This is a genomic window from Pseudomonas sp. GW821-FHT05H12 (assembly GCF_059419385.1).
The window spans coordinates 17,476-29,784 of record NZ_JBWKRS010000036.1 but is presented as its reverse complement, the minus strand read 5'-3'; the positions used below and the strand labels follow the sequence as shown (position 1 = coordinate 29,784).

The window sequence follows — 12,309 nt, the reverse complement described above, 5'->3', positions numbered from 1 at the left end:
AATGTCTTCCTTGCTACGCGCCACCCTGATCACCCTGGCCCTGCTGGTCACCGCCGGCTGCACCAACAAGCCGATCCTCAACACCCAGCACGACCTGCCGGCCAACGCCCAGGTCAGTGAAGAGAAAATGAAGGTGATCATCGTCAACGCCCTGCAAAAGCGCGAATGGACGGTCCAGCGCCTGAGCCCGCAGCTGGTGCAGGCCGAAATCAATGTGCGTAACCAGTTTTATGCCGCCATCGACATCCGCTACACCCGCAACAGCTACGCCATCACCTACCGCGACAGCCGCGATTTGGGCTACAAGGACGGCACGATCCATCGCAACTACAACCGCTGGGTGAGCATGCTCGACCGCGACATCATGGCGGCGCTGCGTAGCAATGGCATGAATGAAGTGGGCTCGGCGGCGCAGTCGTTTGGGCAGACGGGCACCACCCAGTAAAGCTGAGGTTGTGGTTTCTCCAGAAACGACAAAGGGCGCCTTTCGGCGCCCTCTTCACAAACAGGTTGGCTTGTCATCGCCGCGTCCTGTCTGGCTCTACGATGGCTGGTTACCCAGGATCCTCAGAGTCTCACAAGCCCCTTTTCGGGAACACGGGCAGTATGCCTGAAGCAAAGACAGCTGGAAAATACCGACGATCAAATGTGGGAGCGGGCTTGCCCGCGAATGCGGAGTGTCAGTCGACACACCTGCCAACTGGCCCACCACATTCGCAGGCAAGCCAGCTCCCACAAAGAGCTGCTTCGTTTTAAAGTCCGTTTTTTATTGAATGGCCTTGCGCGTCAACAACTCCACAAACGCCTCTGCCATCGGCGTTTGCACGCCTTTGCGCTGCACTAGCCACACCGCCGTCATCGCCTCCTCATCCAGCAGCGTGCGATAGACCACCCCGTCGATCCGGATGCGCTGGTAAGACGCCGGCAGCACCGAAACCCCCAACCCCGCCGCGACCAAACCGATGATGGTCATGGCCTCCCCGGCTTCCTGGGCGAAGTGCGGGCTGAAACCGGCATCTCGCGCCAGGTTGATCAACTGGGCGTAGAGACCACTGCCATAACTGCGCGGGAAAAACACGAATGGCTCCTGCGCCAGCTGCGCCAGGTGCAGGCCTCGCTCGCTGCCTTGCACCAGTGGGTGGCCGGCGCTCAATACGGCCACCAATGGCTCGCGCATCAGCTCGACCACACTCAGGGAGTCCGGCAGCGGCAGTGGACGCATCAGGCCAACCTGGATCGACTCATCTACCAGGGAATCGGCCACTTCGGTGCTGCTCATTTCCTGCAGGTTCAGATGCACCGCCGGGAACGCCTGGCGAAACGCAAAGATCGCCTTGGGGATGCTGGCGTTGAACGGTGCCGAGGAGGTGAAGCCGATCTTCAGCTCCCCCAACTCGCCCAGTTGCGCACGCCGTGCCACATCGGAGGCTTTGTCGACCTGGGCCAGCACCAATCGCGCCTCGTGCAGGAACAGTCGTCCCGCCTCGCTCAGCTCGACCCGACGATTGGTACGCTCGAACAACCGCGCGCCCACTTCCTGTTCCAGCGCCTGGATCTGCTGGCTCAGGGGCGGTTGCGAGATGCCCAGCACCTGCGCGGCGCGGCCGAAATGCAGCTCTTCGGCGACGGCGATGAAGTACCGCAAGTGACGCAATTCCATGCAAACCTCATTAGGTCGTAAAAGCTCTCAAACAGGTCGAACAATATATTGGAAAGAATCATTAGCCAGCTATATTCTTTTTTGCAGTGCCGGTCCTGGCCTGCTCTTCCTCCCCGAGGTCCCCGTGAAAGCTGCTGTCGCTCCACTTGCTCAAGAAGCCCCGCCTACCGCCCTGGACGAAGTCGTCGCCCAGCTCAACGAGCAGTACATCGAAAAAGGCACGCCGATGTTCATGCGCACGGTGCTGGCGCTGTTCTCCGGTGGTTTCGCCACTTTTGCCCTGCTGTACTGCGTACAACCGATGATGCCGGCGCTGTCCCACGAATTTTCCATCAATGCGGCGCAAAGCAGCCTGATCCTGTCGGTGGCGACCGCGATGCTGGCGCTGGGCCTGCTGATTACCGGGCCGATCTCCGACACCCTGGGGCGTAAACGGGTGATGGTTTCTGCGTTGTTCTGCGCCGCACTCGCGACCATCGCCAGCGGCCTGATGCCGACCTGGGAAGGCATTCTGTTCATGCGCGCATTGGTGGGCCTGTCGCTGAGCGGCCTGGCCGCCGTTGCGATGACCTACCTGAGCGAAGAGATCCACCCGCAGCACATCGGCCTGGCGATGGGGCTCTACATCGGCGGCAACGCCATTGGCGGCATGAGCGGGCGGCTGATCATCGGCGTGCTGATCGATTTTGTAAGCTGGCACACCGCAATGCTGATCATCGGCGCCCTGGCCCTGATCGCCGCCACGGTGTTCTGGAAAATCCTCCCCGAATCGCGCAACTTCCGCGCCAGCAGCCTCAAGCCGCGCACCTTGCTCGATGGTTTTGTCATGCACTTCAAGGACGCCGGCCTGCCGTGGCTGTTTCTAGAAGCCTTCCTGCTGATGGGCGCGTTCGTGACGATGTTCAACTACATCGGCTATCGCCTGCTGGCCGATCCCTATGACCTGAGCCAGGCCGTGGTGGGCCTGCTGTCGCTGGTGTACCTCTCGGGCATCTACAGCTCGGCCAAAATCGGTTCACTGGCCGACCGCCTCGGCCGCCGTCGCGTGCTGTGGGGCACCATCGTGTTGATGCTGGCCGGCATGGCGCTCACCCTGTTCACCCCACTGTGGCTGGTGGTGCCAGGCATGCTGATCTTCACCTTCGGCTTCTTCGGCGCCCACTCCGTGGCCAGTAGCTGGATCGGCCGCCGCGCAGTAAAGGCCAAGGGGCAGGCGTCGTCGCTGTACCTGTTCTGCTACTACGTGGGGTCGAGTATTGCGGGGACGGCGGGCGGGTTCTTCTGGCACTTTGCCGGGTGGAACGGGATTGGGGCGTTTATCGTGGCGCTGTTGATTGGCGCGTTGCTGGTGGCGTTGAAGCTGGCGAAATTGCCGCCGTTGGGAGACGTGAAGGTCTAAGGCTATTTGCTTTTATGTGGGAGCTGGCTTGCCTGCGATAGCGGCGGTGAATTCAATGCAGCTATCGCAGCGGTGCGACGATTCGACGAGCCAGCTCCCACATTTTGACTTGTGTTCAGGCATGAAAAAGCCCGGTATCAAACCGGGCTTTTTTTATTCGTGATACTGCGCCGACAGCTCATGCACCGCACGCAGGAACGCGCCCGCATGCTCCGGGTTCACTTCCGGTGTGATGCCGTGGCCCAGGTTGAACACGTGCCCGGTGCCCTTGCCGTAGCTGGCCAGGATGCGGCCGACTTCGGTGCGGATCGCTTCCGGCTTGGCGTAGAGCACGGTCGGGTCCATGTTGCCTTGCAGTGCGACGCGGTTGCCCACGCGCTGGCGGGCTTCGCCCAGGTCGCAGGTCCAGTCCAGGCCCAGTGCATCAGCACCGGAGTCGGCGATGCTTTCCAGCCACAGGCCGCCGTTCTTGGTGAACAGGATGACCGGCACTTTGCGGCCTTCGTGTTCACGGATCAGGCCGCTGACGATCTTGCGCATGTAGGCCAGGGAGAACTCCTGGTACGCCGCTGCCGACAGGTTGCCGCCCCACGTGTCGAAGATCTGCACCGCTTGCGCGCCCGCCATGATCTGGCCGTTGAGGTAGGAGGTGACCGACTGCGCCAACTTGTCCAGCAGCAGGTGCATGGCTTGCGGGTTGTCGTAGAGCATGGCCTTGGTCTTGCGGAAGTCTTTCGACGAGCCGCCTTCGACCATGTAAGTGGCCAGGGTCCATGGACTGCCGGAGAAGCCAATCAGCGGCACGCGGCCGTTGAGTTCGCGGCGGATGGTGCTGACGGCGTCCATCACGTAACCGAGGTCCTTGTGCGGATCAGGGATCGGCAGGGCTTCGATGTCAGCCAGGGTGCTCACGACTTTCTTGAAACGCGGGCCTTCGCCGGTTTCGAAGTACAGGCCTTGGCCCATGGCGTCAGGGATGGTGAGAATGTCGGAAAAGAGGATGGCCGCGTCCAGTTGCGGGTAGCGGTCCAAAGGCTGCATCGTGACTTCGCAGGCGAACTCCGGGTTCATGCACAGGCTCATGAAATCACCGGCGTTGGCGCGGCTGGCGCGGTATTCCGGCAGGTAGCGACCGGCTTGGCGCATCATCCACACAGGGGTGACGTCCACGGGTTGCTTGAGCAGGGCACGAAGGAAACGGTCGTTCTTGAGGGCAGTCATGTCGGCATCCGCAAAAAAAGTGCGGGCATTTTCTCAGAGCCAGACGCAAAAGGCACGGAGTGAGCCGTGCCTTTTGTCTATCGGGTCAATTTGTCGCAATGACTGGCGTCGCAAACCCCAATGTGGAATGGGGTTTGTGTGGGAGCTGGCTTGCCTGCGATGGCGCCGGTGAATTCACCACCGCTATCGCCGGCAAGCCGGCTCCTACAGGACGCGTTCCAATCAGACCTGCAGGTAATCCAGGATCCCTTCGGCGGCGTTGCGGCCTTCGAAGATCGCGGTCACCACCAGGTCAGAACCACGCACCATGTCGCCACCCGCGAAGATCTTCGGGTTGCTGGTCTGGTGCTTGTACTGGCCTTGTTCCGGGGCTACGACGCGGCCCTGGCTGTCGGTCTGGATCTGGAACTGCTCGAACCACGGCGCCGGGCTTGGGCGGAAACCGAAAGCGATGACCACGGCGTCGGCCGGGATGATCTCTTCGGAACCCGGGATCGGCTCGGGGCTGCGGCGGCCACGGGCGTCCGGCTCGCCGAGACGGGTCTCGACCACCTTCACGCCTTCGACACGGTCTTCACCGACAATGGCAATCGGCTGACGGTTGTAGAGGAATTTCACGCCTTCTTCCTTGGCGTTCTTCACCTCTTTGCGCGATCCCGGCATGTTGGCTTCGTCACGACGATAGGCACAGGTCACCGACTTGGCGCCCTGGCGGATCGAGGTACGGTTGCAGTCCATCGCGGTGTCACCACCGCCCAGCACCACAACCTTCTTGCCTTTCATGTCGACGAAGTCTTCCGGCGACTTTTCAAAGCCCAGGTTGCGATTGACGTTGGCGATCAGGAAGTCCAGCGCGTCGTAGACGCCTGGCAGGTCCTCACCGGCAAAGCCGCCCTTCATGTAGGTGTAGGTGCCCATGCCCATGAACACGGCATCGTATTCTTCGAGCAGTTGCTCCATGGTCACGTCTTTGCCGATCTCGGTGTTCAGGCGGAACTCAATGCCCATGCCGGTGAACACTTCGCGACGGTTGCTCAGTACGGTTTTTTCCAGCTTGAACTCGGGGATGCCGAAGGTCAGCAGGCCACCGATTTCCGGGTTCTTGTCGAACACCACCGGGGTCACGCCGCCGCGTACCAACACGTCGGCACAGCCCAGGCCAGCAGGACCGGCACCGATGATGGCGACGCGCTTGCCGGTCGGCTTGACCTTGGACATGTCCGGGCGCCAGCCCATGGCAAACGCGGTGTCGGTGATGTACTTCTCCACCGAACCGATGGTCACCGCGCCGAAGCCGTCGTTGAGGGTGCAGGCACCTTCACACAGACGGTCTTGCGGGCACACCCGGCCGCAGACTTCCGGCAGGGTGTTGGTCTGGTGCGACAGCTCGGCGGCAGCGAGGATGTTGCCCTCGGCCACCAGCTTGAGCCAGTTGGGAATGAAGTTGTGCACCGGGCACTTCCATTCGCAATACGGGTTACCGCACCCCAGGCAGCGGTGGGCCTGGTCGGCCGAGTGCTGGGGTTTGAAGGGTTCGTAGATTTCCACGAACTCTTTCTTGCGTTGACGCAACAGTTTCTTCTTCGGATCTTTGCGCCCGACATCGATGAACTGGAAGTCGTTATTCAGACGTTCAGCCATGTTAAAACCTCATCAAACTCTTCAGGCGCATATCACTGCGGGTTGGCACGGATGCTGGAAAGCAACGATTTCAGGTTGGCAGCCTTGGGCTTGACCAGCCAGAAACGACGCAGGTAATCATCGAGGTTTTCGGCGAGGTTGCGGCCCCATTCGCTGCCGGTTTCCTCGACATACTCGTCCAGCACGTGCTGCAAGTGGTTCCGGTAGGATTCCATGGCTTCGCCGCTGATCCGCTGGATCTCGACCAACTCGTGGTTGACCTTGTCGACGAAGGTGTTGTCCTGGTCGAGCACGTAGGCGAAACCGCCGGTCATGCCCGAACCGAAGTTGTAACCGGTCTTGCCCAGTACCGCGACAAAGCCCCCGGTCATGTACTCACAGCAGTGATCGCCAGTGCCTTCCACCACGGTGTGGGCACCGGAGTTGCGCACGGCGAAACGCTCGCCGGCAGTACCGGCGGCGAACAGCTTGCCACCGGTGGCGCCGTACAAGCAGGTGTTGCCGATGATGGCACTGTCCTGGGTCTTGTAGACGCTGCCTTTAGGCGGAACGATCACCAGCTTGCCGCCGGTCATGCCCTTGCCCACGTAGTCGTTGGCGTCGCCTTCCAGGTACATGTGCAGGCCACCGGCGTTCCACACGCCAAAGCTCTGGCCCGCAGTACCCTTGAAGCGGAAGGTGATCGGCGCCTTGGCCATGCCCTGGTTGCCGTGCTTGCGTGCGATCTCACCGGAGATGCGCGCGCCGATGGAACGGTCGCAGTTGCAGATATCCAGTTCGAACTCGCCACCGCTGGCTTCGCTGATTGCGCGACCGGCGATGTCCACCATCTTCTCGGCCAGCAGGCCTTTGTCGAAAGGCGGGTTGCGGTCCACACCACAAAACTGCGGTTTGTCAGCCGGGATGTGATCGCTGCCGAGCAACGGCGTGAGGTCCAGGTGGTGCTGCTTGGCGGTCTGGCCTTCGAGGATTTCCAGCAGATCGGTACGGCCGATCAGCTCTTCGAGGGAACGCACGCCCAGCTTGGCCAGCCACTCACGGGTCTCTTCGGCGACGTAGGTGAAGAAATTCACCACCATGTCGACGGTGCCAATGTAGTGATCCTTGCGCAGCTTCTCGTTCTGAGTGGCGACGCCAGTGGCGCAGTTGTTCAGGTGGCAGATGCGCAGGTATTTGCAGCCCAGGGCGATCATTGGCGCAGTCCCGAAGCCGAAGCTTTCGGCGCCGAGGATCGCAGCCTTGATCACGTCGAGGCCGGTTTTCAGGCCGCCGTCGGTCTGTACACGCACCTTGCCGCGCAGGTCGTTGCCGCGCAGGGTCTGGTGGGTTTCGGCCAGGCCGAGTTCCCACGGTGCGCCAGCGTACTTGATGGAGGTCAGCGGCGAAGCGCCGGTGCCGCCGTCGTAGCCGGAGATGGTGATCAGGTCGGCATAGGCCTTGGCCACGCCAGCGGCGATGGTGCCCACGCCGGCTTCAGCTACCAGTTTCACCGAGACCAGCGCCTGCGGGTTGACTTGTTTCAGGTCGAAAATCAGCTGCGACAAGTCTTCAATCGAGTAGATGTCGTGGTGCGGTGGAGGCGAGATCAGGGTCACGCCCGGCACGGCATAACGCAGCTTGGCGATCAGGCCGTTGACCTTGCCGCCTGGCAGCTGGCCGCCTTCACCGGGCTTGGCGCCCTGGGCCACCTTGATCTGCAGCACTTCGGCGTTGACCAGGTATTCCGGAGTGACACCAAAGCGGCCGGTCGCGACCTGCTTGATTTTCGAGCTCTTGATGGTGCCGTAGCGCGCCGGGTCTTCACCACCTTCGCCGGAGTTGGAACGCGCACCCAGGCGGTTCATGGCTTCGGCCAGGGCTTCGTGAGCCTCAGGCGACAAGGCGCCCAGGGAGATACCGGCGGAGTCAAAGCGCTTGAGGATCGACTCCAGCGGCTCGACTTCGTTGATGTCCATGGCTGTGTCCAGGGTCTTCACCTTGAACAGGTCACGGATCATCGACACCGGGCGGTTATCCACCAGCGAGGTGTATTCCTTGAACTTGGCATAGTCGCCCTGCTGCACAGCGACTTGCAGGGTGTTGACCACGTCCGGGTTGTACGCGTGGTATTCGCCACCGTGCACGAACTTCAGCAGGCCGCCTTGCTGGATCGGCTTGCGCGCGCTCCAGGCTTCGGCTGCCAGGGCTTTCTGCTCGGCTTCGATGTCGACGAAACGCGCGCCCTTGATGCGGCTTGGCACGCCACGGAAGCTCAGTTCGCAGACCTCTTCGGACAGGCCGATGGCTTCGAACAGTTGAGCGCCGCGATAGGACGTGACGGTGGAGATGCCCATCTTCGACAGGATCTTCAGCAAGCCTTTGGTGATGCCTTTGCGGTAGTTCTTGAACACCTCGTAGAGGTCGCCCAGCACTTCACCGGTACGGATCAGGTCGCCCAGCACTTCGTAGGCCAGGAACGGGTACACCGCCGAGGCGCCAAAGCCGATCAACACCGCAAAGTGGTGCGGGTCACGGGCGGTGGCAGTTTCGACAAGGATGTTGGAGTCGCAGCGCAGGCCTTTCTCGGTCAGGCGGTGGTGCACCGCGCCGGTGGCCAGGGAGGCGTGGATCGGCAGCTTGCCCGGGGCAATGTGACGGTCGGTCAACACGATCTGGGTACGGCCGGCGCGCACGGCTTCTTCGGCCTGGTCGGCGACGTTGCGCACAGCGGCTTCAAGGCCGAGGCTCTCGTCGTAGTTCAGGTCGATGATCTGACGGTCGAAGCCCGGGCGATCCAGGGTCATCAACGAGCGCCATTTGGCCGGGGACACCACAGGCGAGCTGAGGATCACGCGGGACGCATGCTCAGGGGATTCCTGGAAGATGTTGCGCTCGGCACCGAGGCACACTTCCAACGACATCACGATGGCTTCGCGCAGCGGGTCGATCGGCGGGTTGGTCACCTGAGCGAACTGCTGGCGGAAGTAGTCGTACGGCGTGCGCACGCGCTGCGACAGCACGGCCATCGGCGTGTCATCGCCCATGGAACCGACGGCTTCATAGCCTTGCTCGCCGAGCGGACGCAGCACCTGGTCGCGCTCTTCGAACGTGACCTGGTACATCTTCATGTACTGCTTGAGCTGGTCGACATCGTAGAAAGCCGAACCGTGGTCGTTGTCTTCCATGGTCGCCTGGATGCGCAGGGCGTTCTTGCGCAGCCATTGCTTGTACGGGTGACGCGACTTCAAGCGGTTGTCGATGGCGTCGGTGTCGAGGATCTGCCCGGTTTCGGTGTCCACGGCCAGGATCTGGCCAGGGCCTACGCGGCCTTTGGCGATCACGTCTTCGGGCTTGTAGTCCCACACGCCGATTTCCGACGCCAGGGTGATGAAACCGTTGGTGGTGGTGACCCAGCGCGCCGGGCGCAGACCGTTACGGTCGAGCAGGCACACTGCGTAGCGACCGTCGGTCATGACCACGCCGGCCGGGCCGTCCCACGGCTCCATGTGCATCGAGTTGTACTCGTAGAACGCACGCAGATCCGGGTCCATGGTTTCGACGTTCTGCCACGCTGGCGGAATGATCATGCGCACGCCACGGAACAGGTCGATACCACCGGTGACCATCAGCTCGAGCATGTTGTCCATGCTGGAGGAGTCGGAACCCACGCGGTTGACCAGCGGGCCGAGCTCTTCCAGGTCCATCAAGTCGTTGGTGAACTTGGTGCGACGGGCCACGGCCCAGTTGCGGTTACCGGTGATAGTGTTGATCTCGCCGTTGTGGGCGAGGAAGCGGAACGGCTGGGCCAGCGGCCATTTCGGCAGGGTATTGGTGGAGAAGCGCTGGTGGAACACGCAGATCGCGGTTTGCAGGCGCTCATCGCTCAGGTCTGGATAGAAGGCGGTGAGGTCCGCCGGCATCATCAGGCCTTTATAAATGATGGTCTTGTGGGAAAAGCTGCAGATGTAGTGGTCGGTGTCGGCGGCGTTGGCCACGGACGAGCGACGACGGGAGCTGAACAGCTTGATCGCCATGTCCTGGTCGCTCAGGCCGTCACCTGCGATGAACACTTGTTCGATCTGCGGCAGGCGCTCCAAGGCCAGGCGGCCGAGTACGCTGGTGTCGATGGGCACTTTGCGCCAGCCGACGAGTTGCAGGCCGGCAGCCAGGATCTCGCGGTTCATGTTCTCGCGAGCAGCTTCGGCTTTGACCGGGTCCTGGTTGAAGAACACCATGCCCACGGCGTATTGCTTGGGCAGGTCGACTGCAAATTGCTCTTTTGCGACAGCACGCAGGAACAGGTCGGGCTTTTGAATCAGCAAGCCACAACCGTCACCGGTCTTGCCGTCGGCGTTGATCCCACCGCGGTGGGTCATGCAGGTCAGGGCCTCGATGGCCGTTTGCAAAAGGGTATGGCTGGGCTCGCCCTGCATGTGGGCTATCAGGCCGAAACCGCAGTTATCCTTGAATTCATCGGGTTGGTACAGACCTGCTTTCATAGACACTTTCTCACCAGGCTGCCTCTTATATCGAGGCAAATTTCTTTTCAATTCAACCGGTTACCTTCCACGCCGAACGTACGCCGGCTTAGCGGGGGCAAAAGGGAGGTCATTGTACACACCGACACGAACGCTCACAAATTTAGCGACGAAATGTCGCAAATCTATGTCGCATTTATGAAAGGTTTAAAGCGATATGCTGTGCTAGTCAAAACTTTTTTAGTTCGGACCGCTACGACTCAAAAGCTACTGTGACGCAGACACCACAAAGCGCGCGGCCTTCAGGGCTGCACGCTGTTGTAGTTTTTTTGAGGTGCCGGGAGGGCGGCCTGGGTAAGGCCGCCGGATCTTCAGCGAGTTGTTGCGAGTTCTTGTTGAACGCTGGCAACAGTGCGTGGCCAAGGTTTACCAGCCTGAACCTTCGCTGGCAAGGCTTTGATCGCAGAATCGGCTGCTGCACGGCTGGAGAAGTTGCCGTAGGTGATCACGTAGAGAGGCTTGCCGTTGAGCACTTTCTTGAAATAACGGTACTCGCCGCCCTGCTCTTTCACGAACGCCTGGGCGTTGGCTTCGGAGCTGGTGCCAAGGATCTGCACCACGAAGTTGCCGGTCGGCTGGCTGGCGTACCAGCTGCTGCCCGCGGCACCGGCCTTGGCAACGGTGGCGGCCGGTTTTTCAACAGGCTTGGCCGCTGGAGCTGGCTTGGCGACTGGCGCAGGGGCAACCGGCTTGGTCACAGGCGCCGGCTTGGCGGTGGCAACGGTCGGCGCAGGGGTCGGCTTGGCAACCGCCGCTGGCTGGCCCGCTGGCACGCCTGCAGGCGGTGCAGTGGTGGTCACGGTTGGCGGCGTCGCGCTGGAACCTTCCACCGGCACACCGTCGTCACCTTCGGAGATACCACCGGCTTCTTCAGCCAACGGGCCGCGCATGACCGGTTGGCCGACCATCGGCAGGTTGGTCGGCTGGCCGGAGTTGGCAAATTCGACATTTGGCGTGGGTTTGCCCAGAGGCAACTGCGCCTGTTCGGTTGGCGCGCCGGCAGTCGTCGGCGCCTTGCTGCGGCCCGGGATCAACCAGGCGGCGGCTACAGCAACCACGACAACCGCGGAAATAGCCAATACGTGCTTCTTAGGCATAGTGAACCCCATCTTTGGACGCTTCACCGCGGAGCGGCTGGCAATCATGGCTTCGATCATTGCATCGCGGGCAACCTGGTTGATGGTGCCAGGCCAGCCGTCGGAGCTTTCGTGAATATCAGAGATCTGCTGGGCGGAGAAAAGTTCGATACCCGCCCCCGCACCTTCCAGACGCTGAGCCAGGTATTCGCGGGTTTCTTCCTCTTCGTACGGTTGCAGCTCGATGACGTGAAACAGCTCTTGATCACCGCTGATCTGCTCCAGATCGGCGATCAACGACGACTCACCGAACAGGAATACATGCGGACGGCCTTCCGGCGTGCCCGCTGCCAGCGCCAGCAGCGCTTCCAGGGCGGATTCGTCGAGCTGCTCGGCGTCGTCTACCAGCAGGTAGACTTCCTGGCCAGTGAGACCCAGCTGAACAACCTGCTTGAGGATCGCGTTCGGCTCGGCAGTGGCCACATCCAGTGCCTGGGCGACCTGGCGCAGCACGCCCGCCGCATCACCGGCACCACGGGCCGATACCACCACACTCTGTACCGATTGCTTGTTGGTGCTGGCCACCAGCGCCTGGCGCAGCAGGGTCTTGCCGCTGCCCAAAGGCCCGGTTACCACCAACAACAGCTGGCTGTAACGCGCCAGATGGTGCAACTGGCCGAGCACTGGCTTGCGCTGGGCCGGGAAAAATTTGAAGCCCGGCACCCGTGGAGCAAAAGGGTCGTGGCTTAACTGGTAATGGCCGAGGAACGCCTCGTCGGCATGCAAACTAGTCAT

The 12,309-nt window shown here is 61.5% G+C and carries 7 protein-coding genes; 2 read left to right on the top strand and 5 right to left on the bottom strand.

Going from position 1 to position 12,309, the window contains the following annotated elements:
• Position 1: 1 nt before the first annotated feature.
• Positions 2-445: a hypothetical protein gene (locus tag AC07SU_RS25350; RefSeq protein ID WP_494998575.1), complete on the top strand. Its 444-nt coding sequence runs from the start codon at positions 2-4 to the stop codon at positions 443-445.
• 321 nt (positions 446-766) lie between these two features.
• Here AC07SU_RS25350 and AC07SU_RS25345 read toward each other — a convergent pair whose 3' ends face one another.
• A complete protein-coding gene (locus AC07SU_RS25345) occupies positions 767-1,660 on the bottom strand; it encodes a LysR family transcriptional regulator (protein ID WP_176997221.1) in 894 nt (297 codons plus the stop codon).
• 124 nt (positions 1,661-1,784) lie between these two features.
• On the opposite strand from AC07SU_RS25345, the gene AC07SU_RS25340 reads away from it, so the two are divergent.
• A complete protein-coding gene (locus tag AC07SU_RS25340; RefSeq protein WP_494998574.1) occupies positions 1,785-3,059 on the top strand; it encodes an MFS transporter in 1,275 nt (424 codons plus the stop codon).
• 153 nt (positions 3,060-3,212) lie between these two features.
• On the opposite strand, the gene hemE is transcribed toward AC07SU_RS25340, so the two are convergent.
• From hemE to AC07SU_RS25320, 4 genes are all read right to left on the bottom strand, one after another.
• Complete coding sequence (hemE, locus tag AC07SU_RS25335; RefSeq protein ID WP_494998573.1) at positions 3,213-4,280, bottom strand: uroporphyrinogen decarboxylase; 1,068 nt, start codon at positions 4,278-4,280, stop codon at positions 3,213-3,215.
• A 222-nt stretch (positions 4,281-4,502) separates the two neighbouring features.
• Complete coding sequence (locus AC07SU_RS25330) at positions 4,503-5,921, bottom strand: FAD-dependent oxidoreductase (RefSeq protein WP_010213750.1); 1,419 nt, start codon at positions 5,919-5,921, stop codon at positions 4,503-4,505.
• A 32-nt stretch (positions 5,922-5,953) separates the two neighbouring features.
• Entirely contained in the window at positions 5,954-10,399 is a 4,446-nt protein-coding gene (gene gltB / locus AC07SU_RS25325; protein ID WP_494998572.1) for a glutamate synthase large subunit, read from the bottom strand.
• 350 nt (positions 10,400-10,749) lie between these two features.
• A complete protein-coding gene (locus tag AC07SU_RS25320; RefSeq protein WP_494998571.1) occupies positions 10,750-12,309 on the bottom strand; it encodes an SPOR domain-containing protein in 1,560 nt (519 codons plus the stop codon).